This is a genomic window from Roseateles sp. (genome assembly GCF_031397715.1).
GTDB lineage: Bacteria > Pseudomonadota > Gammaproteobacteria > Burkholderiales > Burkholderiaceae_C > Paucibacter_A.
In genome coordinates this window covers 1-20149 of record NZ_JANNMI010000445.1, presented here as the reverse complement: position 1 = coordinate 20149, position 20149 = coordinate 1, and the positions used below count along the sequence as shown (strand labels likewise).

The 20149-nt window shown below is 65.3% G+C and carries 13 protein-coding genes; 6 read left to right on the top strand and 7 right to left on the bottom strand.

Annotated elements, in window-relative coordinates:
- The first annotated feature begins 241 nt into the window (after positions 1 to 241).
- Positions 242 to 1678, top strand: a complete 1437-nt coding sequence (locus tag RMO57_RS19515; protein ID WP_310389495.1) for a bifunctional enoyl-CoA hydratase/phosphate acetyltransferase — start codon at positions 242 to 244, stop codon at positions 1676 to 1678.
- A 245-nt stretch (positions 1679 to 1923) separates the two neighbouring features.
- On the opposite strand, the gene RMO57_RS19510 is transcribed toward RMO57_RS19515, so the two are convergent.
- From RMO57_RS19510 to RMO57_RS19500, 3 genes are all read right to left on the bottom strand, one after another.
- Positions 1924 to 3531 carry a PEP/pyruvate-binding domain-containing protein gene (locus RMO57_RS19510; protein WP_310389494.1) on the bottom strand — a complete coding sequence of 536 codons (1608 nt, stop codon included), beginning with the start codon at positions 3529 to 3531 and terminating at the stop codon, positions 1924 to 1926.
- Positions 3528 to 5486 (bottom strand): DUF47 domain-containing protein, encoded by a 1959-nt coding sequence (locus RMO57_RS19505; RefSeq protein WP_310389493.1) that lies wholly within the window; start codon positions 5484 to 5486, stop codon positions 3528 to 3530. Before RMO57_RS19505 ends, RMO57_RS19510 begins: the two co-directional genes overlap by 4 nt.
- A 310-nt stretch (positions 5487 to 5796) precedes the next feature.
- On the bottom strand, positions 5797 to 8040 hold the full coding sequence (locus RMO57_RS19500) for a prolyl oligopeptidase family serine peptidase (protein ID WP_310389492.1): 2244 nt from the start codon (positions 8038 to 8040) through the stop codon (positions 5797 to 5799).
- 294 nt (positions 8041 to 8334) lie between these two features.
- On the opposite strand from RMO57_RS19500, the gene RMO57_RS19495 reads away from it, so the two are divergent.
- The gene (locus RMO57_RS19495; protein ID WP_310389490.1) at positions 8335 to 10686 is read left to right on the top strand and encodes a M14 family zinc carboxypeptidase; all 2352 of its coding nucleotides are present in this window, start codon (positions 8335 to 8337) and stop codon (positions 10684 to 10686) included.
- 33 nt (positions 10687 to 10719) lie between these two features.
- Here RMO57_RS19495 and RMO57_RS19490 read toward each other — a convergent pair whose 3' ends face one another.
- Positions 10720 to 11115 (bottom strand): VOC family protein, encoded by a 396-nt coding sequence (locus RMO57_RS19490; RefSeq protein ID WP_310389488.1) that lies wholly within the window; start codon positions 11113 to 11115, stop codon positions 10720 to 10722.
- 260 nt (positions 11116 to 11375) lie between these two features.
- Here RMO57_RS19490 and RMO57_RS19485 point away from each other — a divergent pair, with 260 nt between their 5' ends.
- Both RMO57_RS19485 and RMO57_RS19480 read left to right on the top strand, forming a co-directional pair.
- Positions 11376 to 12251, top strand: coding sequence for a DUF4394 domain-containing protein (locus tag RMO57_RS19485; RefSeq protein ID WP_310389486.1), 876 nt, complete (start codon positions 11376 to 11378; stop codon positions 12249 to 12251).
- A 245-nt stretch (positions 12252 to 12496) separates the two neighbouring features.
- Positions 12497 to 13090, top strand: a complete 594-nt coding sequence (locus RMO57_RS19480; protein ID WP_310389483.1) for a hypothetical protein — start codon at positions 12497 to 12499, stop codon at positions 13088 to 13090.
- A 248-nt stretch (positions 13091 to 13338) separates the two neighbouring features.
- Here the strand turns inward: RMO57_RS19480 and RMO57_RS19475 are convergent, their stop codons facing one another.
- Both RMO57_RS19475 and RMO57_RS19470 read right to left on the bottom strand, forming a co-directional pair.
- Positions 13339 to 14226 carry a ribose-phosphate diphosphokinase gene (locus RMO57_RS19475; protein WP_310389481.1) on the bottom strand — a complete coding sequence of 296 codons (888 nt, stop codon included), beginning with the start codon at positions 14224 to 14226 and terminating at the stop codon, positions 13339 to 13341.
- Positions 14227 to 14240: 14 nt separating this feature from the next.
- Positions 14241 to 15812, bottom strand: coding sequence for a thymidine phosphorylase family protein (locus tag RMO57_RS19470; protein WP_310389479.1), 1572 nt, complete (start codon positions 15810 to 15812; stop codon positions 14241 to 14243).
- 167 nt (positions 15813 to 15979) lie between these two features.
- Here RMO57_RS19470 and RMO57_RS19465 point away from each other — a divergent pair, with 167 nt between their 5' ends.
- Together RMO57_RS19465 and RMO57_RS19460 are read left to right on the top strand one after the other, a co-directional pair.
- Positions 15980 to 17836, top strand: coding sequence for a cyclic nucleotide-binding and patatin-like phospholipase domain-containing protein (locus RMO57_RS19465; RefSeq protein ID WP_310389477.1), 1857 nt, complete (start codon positions 15980 to 15982; stop codon positions 17834 to 17836).
- Positions 17837 to 17853: 17 nt separating this feature from the next.
- Positions 17854 to 19836, top strand: a complete 1983-nt coding sequence (locus RMO57_RS19460; protein ID WP_310389475.1) for a GNAT family N-acetyltransferase — start codon at positions 17854 to 17856, stop codon at positions 19834 to 19836.
- A 9-nt stretch (positions 19837 to 19845) separates the two neighbouring features.
- Here RMO57_RS19460 and RMO57_RS19455 read toward each other — a convergent pair.
- On the bottom strand, positions 19846 to 20149 hold a 304-nt coding region (locus RMO57_RS19455), incomplete at its 5' end, for an ATP-binding protein (protein ID WP_310389473.1).

Below are 20149 nucleotides of genomic sequence, written 5' to 3'. Positions count from 1 at the left end.
CAAAGATCGCGAAGGAAGACGGAAATCCAATCCCCTTCACATTCTTCGTGAACTTCGCGTCCTTCTGTTCAAAACTTATGCACCACGCAACTCCGTCGTTTCTCCGCGAACGCCGGGTGCTGCCAAGGGCCTGGGATGCTCAAGGGAATCCGGCCTAGAACTGCGAGGATGCGCCGACGTCACGCGCCTGACATCAAGCGCCGCCAAGCTGGGCGTTCATGACCGATGGAGCAAGCCGCCCATGAACGCACCCGACCTCTTGCGCAGCGACTGGATGCGCAACCGCACCTATGACGAGTTAGCCCTGGGCCAGAGCGCTCGGCTGGTGCGCACCCTCCAACAAAGCGATATCCAGGCCTTCGCCCTCGTGTCGGGCGACGTCAATCCCGCGCACCTGGATGCCGAGTACGCCGAGGGCACGCGCTTTCACGGCGTGATTGCCCACGGCATGTGGGGCGGCGCCTTGATCTCGTCGGTGCTGGGCAATCAGTTCCCCGGCCCCGGCACCATCTATATGGAACAGACCTTGCGCTTTGCGCGCCCGGTGCATGTCGGTGACACCTTGACCATCGTGCTGACGGTGCTGGAGATGTTCGACGACAGCGGCATGGTCAAACTCGGCTGCGAAGCCAGCAATCAAAAAGGCCAGACCGTCATCAGCGGCCTGGCCACCGTGCTGGCGCCGCGCACCCGCATCGAGCGCCCGCGCCCGGCCCTGCCCGAGATGCATTTTCTGTTCGACGCCGAAGCGCGCATGAACGCCTGGCTGAGCGAGATCAAGCTAGCCACCCCGCTGCGCTGCGCCGTCGTGCACCCCTGCAGCGAGGACGCGCTGCGCGCCGCGCTGCTGGCGGCCGAGCGCGGGCTGATAACGCCCACCTTGATCGGGCCAGAAAACCGCATTCGCGCGCTGGCCGAGCAGTTCGAGCTGGATCTGCACGGCTGCCAGTTCCAGCCCACCGCGCACAGCCATGCCGCGGCCGAACAGGCATGCGCGATGGCGGCTGCGGGCGAGATGGACCTGCTGGTGCAAGGCAGCCTGAGCGGCGACGAGCTGCTGGCGGCGGTGCAGGCGAAACCTGCGCTGCACACCGGCAGCCGGCTGGCGCATGTCTACCGCTTTGACATCCCCAGCTACGCCAAGCCGCTGTTCATCAGCGATGCCGGCATCAATATCCGCCCCGATCTGGACGCCAAGGTCGAGATCCTGCGGCTGGCCATAGGCCTGGCCCAAGCGGCGGGTTTGCCCTGCCCCAAGGTGGCTGTGCTGTCGGCGGTGGAGACCATCACCGAGCGCATCACTTCAACGCTGGACGCGGCGGCGCTGTGCAAAATGGCGCAACGCGGTCAGATCGAGGGTGCCATTCTGGACGGGCCCTTGGCCTTTGACAGCGCCGTCAACCTGGAGGCCGCGCGCCTGCAAGGCCTGAACTCGCCGGTGGCCGGCGACGCCGACATCTTGCTGGCCCCCGACCTGGAATCGGGCAGTCTCTTGGCCAAGTTATTGGAATACATGGCCGGTGCGGCCAGCTGCGGCGTGGTGCTGGGCGCACGCGTGCCTTTAGCGATGAGCGGGCGCACCGACAGCGTGCGCACAAGGTTGGGGTCGGTGGGCTTGGCGGTGTTGGCCGCGAGCCCGGTAGGTTGGAGTGAACGCCGTGAACTCCAACACCGGTGACGCCGAAAATTTTCGTGCGGTAAATCTCATGAACCCTGCCTGTCGATGAATGTTGGAGTTCGCAGGCTCACTCCAACCTACCGGGCTCAGGCGGTTAGCCCGGTAGGTTGGAGTGAACCCCGTGAACTCCAACACCGCTGACGGCGAAAATGTCCGTGCGGTAAATCGCATGAACCCTGCCTGTCGATGAATGTTGGAGTTCGCAGGCTCACTCCAACCTACCGGGCTACCGGGATGCATTTCCCTCAAGCCGCTTCCACCACATCCCGCCTGAGTTCAGCCAACTCGGCCAGCAACTCCGCCGGTACGAACCACTCGGTCTGCACCCTTTCAGCATAAACACAAGCCTCATTGCCATCCAGGCTGAGCCAATCACCCTCACCCAAACGCCTGTCACCGATGCGGATCTCGCGCCGCGTTTCGTCGACGATCAAGCCCTCACAAGCGACCAAACAGACCTTGCCCATCTGGCGCGCCACCACCGCCGCATGCGAGGTGCGCGCACCGTTTTGCGTCAACAAGCCCAGCGTCAATTCCAAGGCAGCGCTATCGCTCGTTTCGGCATCGCGCCGCACCAGAATTGCCGGCAGGCCGGCCGCTTGGGCCGCACGAGCGCCCGCCTCATCCAGCACGATCTGCCCCATGGCCACGCCACTGCTGGCTGCCTGAGCGCGGGCCAAGGGCAGCAACGGCTGGCCCTCCGGGCTGACCACGCGGCTGACCCGCAGATGCTCGGCGTCCAGGCCCTCACAACGACGGCGCGCCGTCGCCACATCAATCACACCCTCGCGCAGCAGATCGTGCGCAATGCGCGCCTGCGCTTGCGGCGTGCGCTTGCCGCTGCGCGTTTGCAGCAAAAACAAACGGCCATCCTGCACGGTGAACTCGAAGTCCTGCATATCGCCCATCTCGCGCTCCAGCCGCGTGCAAGCGTCTTGCAGCTGATCCCAGACCTGCGGCAAGACTTGCTGCAGCTCGTCATGGCCCTGGGCGCTACGTCGGCCCGACACCACATCCTCGCCCTGCGCATTGAACAAAAAGTCCACCCACAGCGCGGGCGCGCCGCTGCGCGGGTCACGCGTGAAGCCCACCCCGGCGCCGGAGCGCGCGCCGCCATTGCCGAACACCATCGCCTGCACCGTCACCGCCGTGCCTATCTGGTCGGCAATGCCGTGCGCGGCGCGGTAACTGCAAGCCTTGGCGGACTGCCAGGAATCGAACACGGCGGCAATCGCCTGCTGAAGCTGAGCTTCAGCCGCCTGCGGGAAAGGCCGGCCGGCGGCCTGCGCGAACAGCTGCAGATAGCGCCGACTCAAGGCCCGCAGCTCGGCAAAGTCGAGCAGGCGCTCGTCCCGGCCGGCACAGAGCAGCGTCAACTCGTCCTCGAACAAAGCGGCCGGCAAACCCGCCACCACTTCGCCAAAGCTGGCGATCAGGCGGCGGTAGGCATCCCAGGCCAGGCGCGGCTTGCCGGTCTGGCGGATCAGGCCCTGCACGGTCTCGTCGTTCAAGCCGATATTGAGCAGCGTCTCCATCATGCCGGGCATGGACACCGGCGCGCCTGAGCGCACCGACAGCAGCAAGGGCCGCGCCGTACACCCAAAGCGCAGGCCGGCGCTGGCCGCCTCCAAGGCTTGCAAGGCCGGCAGCCACAGCTCGGACTGCGCGGCTTGCGCCCGCAAATCAGCATCGGCACAAAAGCTTGTACCCAACACAAAGGCCGGCGGCACCGGCAGCCCAAGCTCGGCCATGCGCAGCAGATTAAAAGCCTTGAAACCCAAGCGCTGCGGGCTGGTCTGCGCGACCGTCGTCTGGCCTGGGCAGCCGATCAAGCAGAGATCAGCGGCAGTCATGCGCCCACCTCGGTCTTGCTGAACACCAGCTCGCGCAAAGCATAGGCGGCCACCAGCAAGCGGTCGGAGGCCAGTTCCAGCTGATTGGCCAGGTCGTTGACCAACATCAGCGCGGCCGCATTCGACACCTCGGCCGCCATGCAGCGCTTGGCCGCGCGCAGCAGCTCATCGCATTGGCGCTCGGCGCGCAGCACCTGCCAGGTGGACGCCACAAACTCATCATGCTCGGCGGCTTCGCTGGCCCCGTTCAGCCCGCGTGCCACGGCGACAGCCCTCACTTGCTCCTGCGTCGCATGCAGCACCGCCTGCGCCAGTTGCGACAGCAAGTCGCGCAGCTCGCGGTTCCAGCCTTGATGGTGATGCTCGGCAATCAGGCCGAGCAGAAAAGCGCATTCTTCCAGCGCGTCGGCCGCGTCATCGGCCGTCTCCAGCAGGCGCGCGAACTGCGCCCAGCGCGGCTGGCGGCGGGCCCGCTCCCGGGCCTGCATGACGAGGTGGTCGGCCTGGCGCTCCCAGGCCTTGGCGCGCTGCGCCAGCTTGGCCGCCGCCTCTTTGTCTTGCTCCCAGCCATGGTCAAGGGCCTGGCTGATGGCGTCGGCCAGGGTCTGGCAATAGGCGGCATGCTCGGCCAGCAAATCAAACTCCGGCGCGCGCCGCTGCAGCTGGCGCGCCAGCAGCAAACGGGTTTCATCGGCCACCAGCGCGGCCGGCTGCTGCTGCAACATCGCCGCTGATGACAGGCGCAGAACCTCAACCAAGAAGGCCTGCGCACCCGTCTCTCCTAACACTTCATCCAGCCGGTCACCGATCCGGAACGCATCCGCCCCCAAGGCCTGCATGGCCTCGAACAACATACGCTCGGCGCCGGCCTTCAGCCAGGCCATATGGCCGATCTCCAGCCGGGCGGCCTCGGCCAGCACCGCAATCGCTTCGCGCTTGCCGACGAAGTTCAGCAGCCGCTTGCGGGCGCGGTTCCAGTCGATCAAGAAGACGATGCGCGAGGCCACGCCTTCCAGCATCCACAGCAGCTGCGCCTCGTCGGTGGCCTCGAAGCGGGCCGTGCCCAGCTGATAGGCCTCGCCCCGGTTCAGCCCGGCCGACACCCGCGCCTCGGGCACCGACCATTGCGCGCCATAGGTGGCCAACAGCGCCTGAAAGAACTCGAAGCGGCTGTTGTGCAGATCCGAGTAGGTCAGGCTGATCGTCAGCCCCTGCACCTGCAGCACCAGCACATGGGCGTCATTGGTGCCGATATCGTTCTGGATCAGCAGGCGCTCGCCGTCGCGCGTGGCGGCGGTGTCCAGGCCGGGATGCTCGAACTTCAGCGCAGAAGTGCGCTGCAGGCCCCGCATGAAGGCGGCGACGCGCGGCCGGTCCCCCTCTTGCAACTGCCAGACATGGGCGCCGTCTATGACTTCGCTGGCCAGGCTGGCGGCCAATTGGTTGAGCTGCTTGTGCAGGTCCATCACCAAGAGGTGCAGGCTGTCGTCGGAAGGCTCGCCGTGCTTGGCGCGGTGGCCATGGCTCAAGGCCCGCAGCAGGGCTGGGCTGAGCAATTCTTCGTCATGCACGCCGTCCAGCTTGGCGCTCCAAAAGGCCACGCGCTCGCGGGTGCTTTTGTCGGTTTCGGTCTGCAACAGCGGCCGCGCCATCAGGGTCAGGTCTTGCGCCAGCTGCGCGGCCAGCTGCGGCAGTTGCGGCAACAGCACGTCTTCGCCGTCGCGGCTGGCCTGCGCCGGCAGCTCGCGCAGCCAGGCGGCCTCCAGGCCGGCGGCCGCCATTTCGCTGCGCAGATCGGGCAGCGCCTTGGCGGGTGCAAGCGCATGACTGGCAGCGGCTTGCAAAACCGTCAGGCACAGCTTCAAACGGTCATTGGCGAGCAAAGCGGTCTTGACCCAGGCAGGCAGCAAGAGGCTGTGCTGACCCAGCGTGGCAACGACGTCGGACTTTTCCATGATGAGGGCGCCGTGACAGGGCGGCAATAGCAGCAATGCCGGCCAGTATGTTCAGCAGTCCGTGACAGCATGGTTACAAAGCTCGGCAATCGCCAGGCAAATTGGCCAGGGATTGATTTGGCTCAAAACCATGAAAAAACCAGTCCCCGAGGTCCAGACGAAGCTCTGGCCTATCGACCGCCCAGTGCCCGATCCGCACCCATCCTCTTCATGCCCTTTATCCCCTTAATCCCCTCCATCCAGGCTCAAGGGAATTTTTTAGCCAGGATGAAGGGGATGGAGGGGATAAAAGACTGAGGCGCTGTCTTGCTTAGCGCTTGGGCTGAAAGGCCGCGTCACCAAATTGCCACAAGAAGAAGCTCCACACATCGGCGGTTTCATCCAGCCGCTGCGCCAGGCCCGAGCCCATGCCATGGCCGCCTTCAAAGTCAACCCGCAGAATCACCGGGCGGGTCTTGGCGGCGTCCGGGTTGGCAGTTTGCATGCGCGCGGCCAGCTTGGCCGGGATCCAGGCCTCGACGCGCGGATCATTGGCGCCGGTGGTGACGATGACGGCCGGGTAGCTGCGCCCATCCTTGACGTTATGGTAGGGGCTCAAGGCGAACATGCTCTTGAAATGCGCAGGGTTGGTCACCGTGCCGAACTCGGCGATATTGGGCGCGCCGTTCAGCGTCAGCTCCATGCGCAACATATCGGACAAGCCGACCGCGCTCTGCGCCGCTGCGAACAGCTCGCCGCGCTGCGTGACCGCGCCACCAATCGTGATGCCGCCGGCGCTGCCGCCGGTGCCGGCCAGCTTGGCCGGCGAGGTGTACTTATTCGCAATCAGCCATTCGGCACAGGCCACAAAGTCCGACACGGTGTTTTGCTTGGTGGCGATATAGCCACCGCGGTGCCAGTCGTCGCCCAGCTCACCACCGCCACGCACATGGCAGATCGCCTGCACGCCGCCGCGCTCGATCCAGGCCAGGCGGGTGGCGCTGAAACGTGGCTCTTGGGTGATGCCGTAGGCGCCGTAAGCATTCAGAATTGTCGGCCGCTGTCCATCCAACGCCACTGCCTTGGGCGCCACGATAGACAGCGGCACCATCACGCCGTCATGGCTCTTCACCATCACGCGGCGCGCCTCCAGCCCTGAGGTGTCCACGCTGACGGGTTTTTGGATCGTCAGCCGCTGCGCCGGCGCGTCGGCCACGCCGCCGGCCTGCAAAAGCAGGCTCTGCGGCGTCTGCGTCCAACCCTCCAACAAGACCAGCAGCTCGTCGCCCTTCAGCGGCGTGACGCTGCGCAGCGTGCCTTCAAACGGCAGCGCCACGGTCGAGACCTTGCCGTCTTTTTTACCCACACGCCACAACTTGCTAACGCCCGCGTCCAGCGCCTTCACATAGACGGCGGCATCGCCTGCGTCAATGCTCTGCAACACGCTGTCGCCGGCGGGCAAGGCGGTCTTGAAGCCGGCCTTGGCCGACGCCAGATCCAGGCTCAGCAGCTCACGGCGCGAGGCTTTTTGCTGGCTCAGCGCAAACAGCAAGCCGCCAGCCACCTCGGCGCGGGTGACCTTGTGCTCGGGGCGCACCACGCGCCGCCACGGCGTCGCCGCACCCTTGAGCTGATCGACCCGCGCGACCCAGTAGCTGCGCTCGGCCGCGTCGCCATGCAAGACCTCGGCCAAGGCCCAAGGCGAGCCTTTGGCGATGCGGATATAGGGCAGATCGGCGATCTCGAAGGCCTCTTTTTTGCTCGCAAGCCGTTCGCCGGGCCGCCCCAAGGACGGCTTGGCCCCCTCGGGGGGCCGACCAAGTAGGGCTTGGGCGGGGGGCTCAACGCCCCAGCCGAACTGCGCCACATCCTTGGCCGGGTCCTGGCCCAGCTTGTGCAGGAAGACGGCGCTCTTGTTGTAGCGCTCCTCGGCGGGGTGGCGGTTGTACAGAAAGCCGCTGGCGTCGGGCAACCAGGCCACGCCGCCTTCGTTCAAGCCGGTGCGGTCAATCGCCAGCGGCAAGAGCTTGGCCGTGGCGACATCGAGCAGGCGCAAGACGCTGTTCTCGCTGCCGCCCTTGGACAGGCCGACGGCCAACAAGCGCCCGTCGGGCGAGACGCTGTACCAATCAACCGCATGCTTGCCGGGCTCGCCGGGCAGGTTATTGGGGTCGAGCAACTCGCGCTCAGCGCCTGCCAATCCGTCGCGCACCCACAGGCGCGCCTGGTTTTGGCCCGGGGCGCGCTTGGAATAGAACAACTTGCCGGCCACCACCTCGTAGCCGCCGGTGCTCTCGCCCGCGTCGGCCAGCACGCCCAGGCGTGCGCGCAAATCGGCGCGGCCGGGCAATTGGGCCAGCACGCTATCGGCATAGGCGGCCTGCGTCTTCAACCAGGCCTGGAACTCGGGTGACTTCATGTCCTCCATCCAGCGGTAAGGGTCAACGACGGCGGTGCCGTGATAGACATCGGTGACCGGCTTGGCGGGCGTCGCTGGATAAGGGCTTTGGGCTTGAATGGCCACAGGCGCGAGCAAAAGCGCAGCCAAGGCGGACTTGAAGATGGTTGGGTTCATCGTGGGTGTGCCGGAAGTTTGAGTTGCCGCAGTAACGGCGGGTAAGCAGTGGCGCAGTTTACGCACTCGGGCGGGCGGGGACGAAAGTCAGGCCACCGTGGCACCTTCGACGCGGCCTGTCCCCGCATGGACTACGGGATCAAGACTGACCCTCAGTCCCACCGCCCCCTTGCGTATCTTCCCTGCCGGGTTTTTACCGCTGGCCGAAGCGACTGCTACCGCTGAAACTAAAAGTTTGGGGAGCGGGCCTTGGCGGGCCCACTGCCCCGGCCAGCCACAGATGAGGTAGTCCCCATGAGTGAGAACAAGGCAGCGATTCAAGCGCCCAAGCAGACCCCACTGCGCGCCACCCTGGCCGCACTCGGCTGCTTGGTTTTGCAGGCCCTGCCCTTCAGCGCTTGGAGCCCGCTGGCTCAAGCGCATGAGATCAAAGGCCAGGAGAGTGCGCCGCGCACGGTGCTGCGCGCCTACTTCCGCGATATCGCCCAGGCCCGTGCCATTGCCCACAGCCGCTTCGAGACGCTGGAGTCCAAGTACGAGCGCGGCTATCTGATCGTCAACGCCAACCCCAGCGAGATGCGTGAGCTGCGCGCCTTGGGCTTCCGCCTGGAGCCCGACGAGAAATGGCAGCAGCGCCAGCAGACGCAAGCGCGCGCCGAAAGCCAGCAGCGCCGCCAACAACTGCTGCGCCAAGGCTTGAGCGGCCCGGCGGCTTTTGCCGGCATTCCCGAATACAGCTGCTACCCCACGGTGGAAGAAGTCTTTGCCGCCGGCAATGCCTTGATCGCCGCCCGGCCCACGCTGGCCAGCTGGGTGGACATTGGTGACTCCTGGGAGAAGACCCAAGGCCTGGGCGGCTATGACTTGCGCGTGCTCAAACTCGGCAGTCAAACCGGCAGCCGCAGCCAAGAAGGTGCACGCAGCTCCAAACCCAAGCTCTTCATCAATGCCGGCATTCATGCGCGCGAGTACGCCACCACTCCACTGGTGCTGGCGTTCGCCCAAGCTCTGGTCAACGGCTACGGCGTCGATGCCGACATGACCTGGTTGCTTGATCACCACGAAATTCATCTGCTGCTGGCGACCAACCCGGACGGGCGCAAGAAGGCCGAGACCGGCCTGCTCTGGCGCAAGAACACCAACCGCAACTACTGCGGCGCCACCAGCAACACGCGCGGCGCCGACCTGAACCGCAACTTCGGTTTCGGCTGGTTCAGCACCGCCGCGGGCTCCAGTGGCAATGCGTGCTCGGAGACCTATCGCGGCCCCAGTGGTGCTTCAGAGCCCGAGACCCAGGCTGTGGAGGCCTATATCCGCAGCCTCTGGAAAGACCGACGCGGCCCCAATCGCGATGACCCGGCAGCGGCCGACACCAGCGGCATCCACCTCGACATTCACAGCCACGGCCGCCTGCTGCTGTGGCCCTGGGGCAGCAACGGAACGCCGGCGGCGAACGACAGCCAACTCGCCACGCTAGGCCGCAAGTTCGCCTTCTTCAACAAGCACCGGCCCGAGCGCTCGCTCAGCCTGTACGAAACCGACGGCACCAGCGATGGCCCGAGCTACGGCGAACTCGGCGTGGCCGCCTTCACCTTCGAATTGGGTACCGCCTTCTTCGAGCAGTGCAGCTATTACAACAACACCTTGCTGCCCGGCAATCTGCAGGCCTTGATCTATGCCGCCAAAGTGGCGCGCACGCCTTACCAAACGCCGGCCGGCCCGGATGCGCTGGATGTGGCCGTCAGCGGTCTGGCCTCGGTCGGCATTGCGCCGGGCACGCCGGTGCAGCTGAGCGCCACCGTCAACGACACCCGTTACCAAAACAGCAATGGCGCCGAGCCCACCCAGGCGATTGCGGCGGCGGAGTACTACGTCGACCTGGCGCCCTGGCAATCACGTAGCGTGGCCGTGCCGATGGCGGCCGCCGACGGCGCTTTTGACAGCCCCGTTGAAGGCGCTCGCGCCACGCTCGACACCAGCGGCTGGCAAACTGGCCGCCACATCGTCTATGTGCGTGGCCGCGACGCCGCCGGCAACTGGGGCGCGTTCAGCGCCGTCTTCGTCCGCATTGACCCGCAAGCCTCGACAGCGCCGGTGGCGGCCTTTGAGGTCAGCGCGCTGGAGCGCCTGGCCAGCTTCACGGACCGCAGCCTCGACAACGGCCAAATCGTCAGCCGACTCTGGAGCTTTGGTGACGGCCAGAGCAGCAACCTGCCCAATCCCAGCCACGAGTACGCGGCCGACGGCAGCTACACGGTGACGCTGAAGGTTGATGACGACGAGGGCAAGAGCGCCAGCGTCAGCAAGTCGGTAACGGTGATGGCCGACGGCATTCCGGTGCTGGTCAATGGTCAAGTCTTGACCGGCTTGGCGGCCCCCAAAAACAACTGGAGTTTTTACAAGATCAAACTGGCGGCCGGCAGCACCAAACTCTCGGTCAGCAGTTCGGGCGGCAGCGGCGATATGGACCTGTACGTGCAGTACGGCAGCGCGCCCGACGCCGGCAACCATGTTTGTGCCGGTGAAAGCAATGGCAATACCGAGAGCTGCCAGCTGAACAACCCGCCGGCCGGCTTTGCCTACATCGGCCTGTACGCCTATTCGGCCTACAGCGGCGTCACGCTGACAGTCAACAGCACGCCCTGAGTCAAACGCTGGGCTTGCGCTTGACCCACCGCATCAAGCTTTGGGCGGGCGGTACAGCGCGCACAGCTTGTTACCGGCGGGGTCGCGCAGATAAACCAGGTAGAGCTTGCCGACCGCGCCATCGCGCCAGCCGGGCGGGTCTTCGCAGCTGCTGCCGCCATTCGCCAGGCCGGCCGCATGAAAGGCATCGGCCTGCTCGGGCGAGCTGGTGTTGAACCCAATCGTGCTGCCATTGCCATGCGTGGCGGGCTCGCCGTTGAGCGGGGTCGTGATGCCAAAGCTGCCGCTCGCGCTGCGGTAGAAGTAGCGCTCCGCCGTGCCGCTTTGATTGTGCACACCGGGCTTGATGCCCAGCGCGCCCAAGACGGCGTCGTAGAACTTTTTAGAGGCTTCAAGGTCGTTGACGCCCAGGATGACGTGGCTGAACATAGATCTCCTTATAGATGCAGGACGCTACCGTAACACGCAGCAAAAGCCGTTTGTTTGATGGGGCAAGCTTGGGTGATGCGGAGCATGCAGTGCCGCACTCCACCCCGCCCGTCGGCTCCCGAACCGCACACGTATCGCCGCGCCCGCCGACCGTCCCCAAAACATTTTTGCATCCAATTTCGGTTCGACTTCGTATGCAAGCCGGGGACGAAACAATTTCGCCCCGGTTTGTCTGCACTTTTACCCTTGAAGGAAGCGATATGAAATTCCCTACCCAGATCGTTATTGGCGGCAGCTTGGCGGTGCTGAACATTGCGGCGGCCCAGGCAGTCACCCTGGTGGGCCTGAACAGCCAAAACCAGCTGGCGCGCATCGACACCAGCAATGTGGCCGGCGCCGTCAATATCGACATCACTGGATTGGCAAGCGGCGACCGTTTCATCGGCATCGACACCCGGCCCAAGGATGGCAAGATTTACGGCATCACGCTGTCGAACAAGATCTACACCGTCGACGAAATGAGCGGCGCCGCGAGCTTTGTGGCCGGCTTGAGCAATGCGGTGATTCAGGCCAACCAAGGCTGGGGTCTTGACTTCAACCCGGTCGCCGACGCGGGCGCAGGCGCGTCGCTGCGCCTGATCGGCTCGGCCGGCAACAACTATGCGGTCAATGCCACGACCGGCGCGGTGGGCAATTTGGCCGGCATGATCGCGCCGGGCTATTCGGCCGTGGCCTACACCAACTCGATGCCCGGCCAGCTGTCGGCCCCTGCCAGCACGGCGCTGTACTACATCAACAGCGCCAGCGACACGCTGTCGATGGCGAGCAGTGGCTTCAATGCGCCGACCATCACCACCGTCGGGTCGCTGGGCCTGGATGTGCTGAGGGCCAATGGCTTTGAGATTTTGGGCAATGGCCAAGCCTACGCCGCCCTGAACGAAGACGCCGGCAGCTCGCTGGTGACCGGCGTCTACGGCATCAATCTGGCGAGCGGCCAGGCCGCGCTGCTGGGCACCTACAACGGCACGCTGTCAGGCCTGACCGTCTCCGCAGTGCCGGAGCCGCAAACCTACGCCCTGCTGATGCTGGGCCTGCTGGCCGTGGGCACGCTCAGCCGCCGCCGCAAAGCCGCATAAGAGCCCGCAGATGGGTCGCCGGGCGGCCAATGAATCTCGACACTGACACCCTACCGGCGCCCATTCGGGCCCGGTCAAGTTGCCAGTTACCGAGATTCCGTTCATGTCATCTGCACTACTGAAAAACAAGATCGCCCTCGTCACCGGGGTGTCGGTCAATCGGACTTGAGGCTTGGCGACCGGGCAAGCTCGGGGTGACTGCCCTTGCGTCGGTCCGGCAGCCGCTCTGCACAGACAATGCACCCATGCCAGCCACCACCAGCTTTACCCGCCAAGCCGCCAGCTATCGGCGCTGGGCCGGGCTGTGCCTGAGTTTGAGCCTGCTGCCGCTGCTCTGGTGGTTGCTGATCAAGCCCAGCGGCACGGCCGTCGAGCTTGCAGCCAAGACCTGGCGGCTGGACATCGAGATCGAGAAACTGCTGGAAGAAGGCGAGTCGAGCTGGTGCGACGAGATGCCGGCCGAGGCAAGCAAGATCAGCCGCCGCTTGCTGACCGACCCGACCGGCGTACGGCCCGCGCCGGCCGAACATTGCCGCTTCAGCCTGCCGCAGTGGCGCACGCTGCGGATAGCCAGGGCCGAGGGCGCCGCACCCGCCCCAGCGCTGTGGCCCGAACCCAGGCTCAACGGCTTGGGGCCAGACCAACTCGGCGCCGAGCGGGCCAGCAAACGCGAGGCCTTTTACGAGCTGCAGCTGCGGGCCAACGCCGGCCACGGCCAGACCTGGGCTTGCCGCCTGCCGTTGGCCGAATGGCAGGCCCACCGCTTGGGCACTCGCTACCGCCTGCAGGTGGACCGCCTCGGCGTGGCCGACTGCGCCAGTCTGCCCCGGCCGGGCTAACTGCCTATCTCCACGCAAGCCCGCACCCCGTGTGCGCAGTCGCCTGCGCGGTCATTGGCGCCCACCCGGTGATGCTGTGCAGGGCCTGCTCGACGCAGGCCTGCCGCCAACTGGCCAGCTTGGGTGAGGCCAGGTCCTTGCCCGTAAACAGGCACAGGCGGCCTGCTGCCGCCCTAAACCACCCTGCTGCCTGCTGCGTGGCCCAGTGCTCTTGAGGCCGGCCCTGAAAATCACTTCAGTCACTTCAGTCACTTCAGTTTGCGCCAGCCCTCGGCCAAGAGCCCGGCCACCGAGACCGCATTGCTGGCATGGGCCACCGAGTTGCTGCTCCAGACATGGCGCACGCCGGCAGCCTTCAAATTCGCCAGCGCATCGCTATTGAACAAGGCATGCGTTACGGCCACATCGACCGAGCTGGCGCCGCGCTGCAGCAGTTGCTGCGCCGAGCCGATCAGCGTGCGGCCGGTTGAGGCCATATCGTCGAGCAAGACCACCGCGCGCCCGCCCACAGCCACTTCAGGCAGCGCCAATATCACCTGATGGTCACCCAAGCGAGTCTTGTGGCCGATGGCATGCTCCAGGCCGGCGGCCAGTGCCGCTTCGCTGACCCATTGGGCCGACTCCTCGTCGGGCCCGATCAGCAAGGCAGCCGGCACGCGGGCACCCACCCACCCACCCAACAGCCGCGCCGCCGACAGCGTCACGCCGCAACCCTGCGGCATCACCTCATCGAGGCTGTTGATGCGGTGCAGATGCGGGTCTATGGTCAGCACATGGTCAAACTGGCCGGCCAACAGCCTGGCGATATGGCGCTGGCTGACCGCCTCGCCGGGTGTGAAGGCCATGTCCTGACGCATATAGGCCAAATAGGGCGAGAGCAGGTGCAAGCGCTTGGCACCGAGCTCACGCGCGCTCGGCGCCGCAATCATCAGCTCGACTAACTTGTCATTCGGCTGCTGCAGGCCGCGCAGAATCAACACGGTTTCGGGCAGCGGTGTGGGCAAGACCAAACGCATCTCACCGTCCGGGAAGCGATGCCTAACGATGAAATGCAAGGGCATGTTCAAGGCCTCGGCCAGTTCCAGCGCCAGGCTGCGTTCATCATCAAAGGCCAACAGCATGGTGTTCGAAGTCATCGCGAGCGGAGCTTTCAAAGTGAAAACATTGCGCCGCTGGCAAACTCATGCGGCAGTTGATCGGTGGAACCGATACGGTAGGCCGAATCCTGCTCGGCCAGCGCCACGGCGAAGCGCAGATCGGCCTCGTACTGGGCGTGGATGCGGTAAAGCGGCTCGCCGGCATACACCGATTCGCCTAACTTTTTCAACAAGAGCAGACCCGCGCCGGCCACCTGTGGCGCGCCGGCCAAGCCCGCAATGCGTGCAATTCGCAAGTTATCGATCGCGACCACCACCCCGGTATTGGGCGCGCTCAGCTCGGCGGTCAGGCCACCCATCGGCGCCATCTCGGCGCGGCGCCCCTGGGCGTCGATGATGGCGTTCATCTGCGCCAGCGCGCGGCCCGAGTCCAGAATATCGCGGGCGATGATGTAGCCCTCGCCGCCGCGCACATCGGGGTCAAACTCGATCATGCGACCGGCCAGGCGCAAGGCCTTTTGGCGCAGATCCTGCGGCGCGTCCGGCGCGCCCTGCAAGACCTGCATCACATCGCGCGCCTCCAGCACCGGCCCAATGCCACGGCCGATTGGCTGGCGGCCGTCACTGAGCACCACGTCAAGCTGCAGCCGCAGATGGCCGGCCACATACTCAAACAGCTTCTTGAGCCGCTGCGCCTCCACCATAGCGCGCACCTTGGCGCTGGGGCCGACGGGGATGTCCAGCACCAGATGGGTGGAGCCGGCGGCGATCTTCTTGGACAAAATGGACGCCACCATCTGGCCCGGTGAATCAATCGCCAGCGGCCGTTCGACCGAAATCAGAATGTCATCGGCCGGCGACAAATTGGCCGTGCCGCCCCAGGCCAGGCAGGCCCGCGTCGCCTTGACCACCTCCACCATGCGCTCAAAGCTCAGCTTCACCGTGGCCAGTATTTCCATCGTGTCGGCGGTGCCCGAGGGCGAGGTGATGGCGCGCGAGCTGGTCTTGGGGCACAGCATGCCGTGCGCGCTGACGATGGGCACCACCAACATCGAGGTGCGGTTGCCGGGGATGCCGCCAATGCAATGCTTGTCGACCACCGGACCGGCGCCGACCTGGCGCTTCCAGTCGAGCTTGCGGCCCACGGCGATCATCGCCTCGGTCAGGTGCAAAACCTCCTCGCGGTCCAGCTCATACTGGTTGGTGGCGACGACGAAAGCCGCCAGCTCGATTTTTGAGTAGCGCGCCTGCGCCACATCGCGAATGATGGCGAACAAATCGTCTTTGGAGAGCCGCTCGCCGCCGATCTTGCGGCGCAGCGCCGCAATCGAGGCCGGCGGTTCGGCATGCGCGATGCTGGCCGCATGGCCCGGCGCCACGCCCAGGCGGGCGAAGGCGTCTTCGCTGAGGCCGAGTTCACAGGCACTGACGATGGCCGCATCGTCAACCACATTCAAGACCGCCAGAATGGTTTGCCCATTGGCATGGATCTCGACCTTGGACAGGGCCTGAAAGCCGGCCGCCCGCACCACCGGGCAATCGCGGTGCAGATAGGCGACATTCTCACGCCAGGTGTCGATGCCGATGCGGCGAATGCTGAGAGTGGTCTTGAGCTGGCCATGCATGCGCAGACTTTAACCTCCGCGATACCGACAGCGCCGTCGCCTGGCTTGGCGAAGCGAGCACCCGCGAACCCAGGGAAAACCAGCAAGCCCAGCGCCGCCATCCGCGTGGCTTTCCTGTTACGTTCAGGCATCGCCGTTCGACCCGCATCTTCCTAGCCACGCTTGCCATGCCTGAAGCCTCTGCTGCACACCCACAACACCTGGAGGCGCTGCTACGCCAGCACCTGGCCACACTGCTGGGCGAGATCGAGGCGCAAGCCATTGAGCTGCTGCTGCAACACCTGGAATGGGTGGAAGTGTCGGCCGGCCAGGCCTTGATGACCCAAGGCGATGCCGGCGACGCGATGTATCTGCTGCTCAGCGGGCGACTGCGCACCTATATCAGCAATGAGTTCGGTGAGACCCGGGCGGTGCGCGAGATCGGCCGCGGCCAAATCGTCGGCGAGATGAGCTTGTTCACCGACGAGCCTCGTTCCGCCACCTTGGTGGCCATCCGCGACTCGGTGCTGGTACGCTTGGGCAAGGCGCGTTTCAAACAATTGCTGACGATCAGCGGGCAGGTCTCGATCGCGCTAACGCGGCAAATCATCGTCAGGCTCAAAACCGAGGGCGCGCGCTCGCTGCCCGACAAGCCGGTCACGATTGGCGTGCTGCCCGCCAGCGCCGGCCTGGATCACGCCAATTTTGCCGCTCAATTAGCACAGCAGCTGAGCGGCTTCGGGCGCGTCGCCACGGTTTCTGCCGCGAGCATCGGGCTCGACTTGGGCGACCCCGCCATCTGTGCGCGCCCGCATTCCGACACCGACGCCACCCGCCGCATTGCGGTCCATCTGGACCACATCGAGTCCGCACATGATTTCGTCATCCTGATCGGCGACGGCGGCCCGACGCCCTGGACCGAGCGTTGCTGCAGGCATAGCGATGAATTGCTGCTGCTGGCCGACGCCGATCAGCCCGCACAGCTGCACATGATCGAAACCCAATGCTTGATCAGCCGCCCGCCGCGCACCGATGCGACCGAGATCTTGGTCTTGCTGCATCCCGCGGATCGCCTGTCGCCGCAGGGCACGCAGGCCTGGCTGGCTCGGCGGCCGCTGGCCGGTCATGTGCATATTCGCCCGCATTTGCCGCGTGACTTGGCCCGCCTGGCACGCCTGGTCAGCCGCAACGGCGTCGGCCTGGTGCTGGCCGGCGGCGGCGCGCGCGGTCTGGCCCACATCGGCATCTACCGCGCGCTGACCGAACGCGGCATCGAGATCGACCTGGTAGGCGGCACCAGCATTGGCGCGGTGATGGCCGCACTGGTCGCCACCGACCGCTCCATCGACGCGGTCACGGTCGCCGCCCAAAAGGCCTTTGCCAGCAATCCCACCGGCGACTTCAATTGGCTGCCGATGATTTCCTTGATCCGCGGTCGGCGCATGCGCCGCGTGGTGGCGGGCTCGATCATCGAGCTGACCGGTCATGACGCGCAAATCGAAGACTTGTGGAAGAACTTCTTTTGCATCGCCACCAACTACTCGCAGGCGCGCGAGCAGCTGCTGGCTCAGGGCTCGCTGCTGAAGTCCTTGCTGGCCAGCGTGGCGATTCCCGGTGCGCTGCCGCCCGTCGTGCTGGGCGGCGACCTGCTCTGTGACGGCGGCACCTTCAACAACTTGCCCGCCGATGTGATGCGTGGCCGCTGGGGCATCGGCCGGGTGATTGGCGTGGACTTGGGCTCCAACAAACCGCGCCGCTTTGAATTCGACGAAGTGCCCGGCAGCCTGACCCTGTTGCGCGACAGCCTGCGCCCGCGCGCCAAACGCCGCTACAAATTGCCCGCGCTGTCGGCGCTGCTGATGAACGTCACCGTGCTCTACAGCACCTCCAGGCAGCGCGAGGTGCGCAAATTGATCGATCTCTATTTCAACCCGCCCTTGCAGCGCATCGGCATGTTGCAGTGGAGTCGCTTCGACGAATTGGTCCAGCTTGGCTACCTGCATGCCTGCGAAGTGCTGGACGCACAGAGGCCTGAAAACCCTTGAAACCGGAGTTTGCGCCCATGAACAAGCCGCTTGAATCCACATCCCAAAACAACGCCGCCGCCGGCCTGTTGTCCCGTTTGACGCAGGCCTGGAAGGGCCGCTTCGCAAGCGCCGAGGCCACCTCCGACCTGGATGACAGCGGGCCGGCCGTGGACCCGCGGCTGGCTTTGTGTGCCGAGAAGATTTGCAGCGCGCAAGTCGCGGTGACTCAAATCAAGCCCGGTGACCATGTCTTCGTGGGCACCGCTTGCGCCACGCCGCGCGCGCTGGTGGCCGCGCTGGAAGCGCTCTCGCCGGCCCCGCAAGATGTCGAGTTGCTGCACTTTCTGACCGACAGCGCCGTGCAACAAGGCGCCAATGGCCGGCCGCAAACCAAGTACCAGCACCGCTGCTTCTTCGTCGGCCAAGACCTGCGCAGCGCGGTCAAGCTGGGCCTGGCCGACTATGTGCCGATCTCGATCGCGCGGGTGCCGCAGCTGATCGCGATCGGGCGCATTCCGCTCGACGTCGCGCTGATCCAGGTCTCGATGCCCGATGAATTCGGCTATGTGTCCTTGGGGGTCTCGGTCGACATTGCACCGGCCGCCGTGGCCAAGGCCCGCTTGGTGATTGCCGAGGTCAACCCGCAGATGCCGCGCAGCATGGGCGACTCGATGCTGCACGTGGGCGAAATCGATTGGCTGGTGCCGGTGGACACGCCGGTGATCGAGTACACCCACCCGGCCCAGCAGACCGAGGTGGTCGAGAAAATAGCGCGTTACATCGGCAGCATCATCGATGACGGCTCAACCCTGCAGATCGGTCTGGGCCGCTTCAGCAACGAGGCGCTCAAGTACCTGACCGACCGCCAAGACCTGGGCATCCATTCCGACGTCATCACCGACGCCATCATCCCGCTGCTGGAGCGCGGCATCCTGACCGGCCAGCGCAAGAGCAATCAGCGCGGCAAGATCGTCAGCAGCTTTGCCATGGGCACGCGCCGACTCTACGATCTGATCGATCGCAACCCGATGTTTTCCTTCCAGCCGATCGAGGCCGTTTGCGATGCCTGGACGCTGGGCTCGCAGCACAAGCTGGTGTCGGTGACGCAGGCCTTTGCCGTGGATCTGACGGGTCAGGTCTGCGTTGACCAGTATCAGGGCGACTTCTACAGCGGCATTGCCGCGCAGGCCGAGTTCTTGCAAGGCGCCTCGCGCTCGCCCGGCGGCAAGGCCATCATTTGCCTGGCCTCAACCGAGCAGGACGGCCTCAGCTCCCGCATCCGCCCCACCCTGCTGGCCGGCGAAGGGGTGGCCATCCCGCGCAGCGACGTGCATTACGTGATCACCGAATACGGCATCGCCTATCTGTTCGGCAAGTCGATCCGCGAGCGGGCAGTCGCGATGATTCAGATCGCGCACCCAAGCGCGCGCCCGGCGCTGTTCGAGCAAGCGCAGGCGCTGGGCTATGTGTCGGGCGAGCAGACCTTGCGCAATTTGCTGGCCTATGCCGTCGAAGAAGAGCGTCAGCTGCAGCTCAAGGACAAACGCCCGGTCTTGCTGCGTCCGGCCTGCCCGAGCGACGGCGAAGGCATTCGTAGCCTCTTCCATCAACTGCCCGAACGCGACATCTACACGCGGTTTTTCCGCCGTCTGCGCGGGCTGTCCAACCGCGATGTGCAGCGCCTGTGCAATCTGAACTCACAGACCGAGGTCGGCATGGTCGCCTGCGTGGGCACACGCGAGAACCCCAAGATCGTTGCGCACGCGATGTATATGGTCGACCCCAGCACCAACCTGGCCGAGACCGCCTTCATGGTGCATCCGGACTGGCAAGGTCAGGGCTTGGGCGCGCTGCTGCAAAAACGCATGAGTGAACATGCCAAGGCACGCGGCGTGCGCGGCTTCGTCGCCGAGGTGCTGGCCAATAACGAGCACATGATCAAGCTGGCGCACGGCCTGGCCGACAATGTGCAAATCGAAAGCCTGGGCTCCTCGATCAAAATCACCAGCCTGCTTTGACGCTTGGGCTCAGCGGTACTCCAACGTGATGGTCAGCTGATTGCGCCCGTCGACGCGTGCATAGTCCACAGCCCGGGCCTGCTTGCGCACCAGCAGCAGCCCCAAACCACCGGGCGCGGCCTCGGCAATTGAGGTCGGCAGCACGGGTGCTTCGGCTTGGCGGGGGTCGAACGCGCGGCCGTCGTCCTCAAAACGCAGATGGATGGCTTGGCCGTCATGCCAAACCTGCAAGCCGATCTGATGCGGGCCGGCATCGTTGAACGCATGCAGGCTGATGTTCATCAAGCTTTCTTCCAGCACCAGCTCCAGCTTG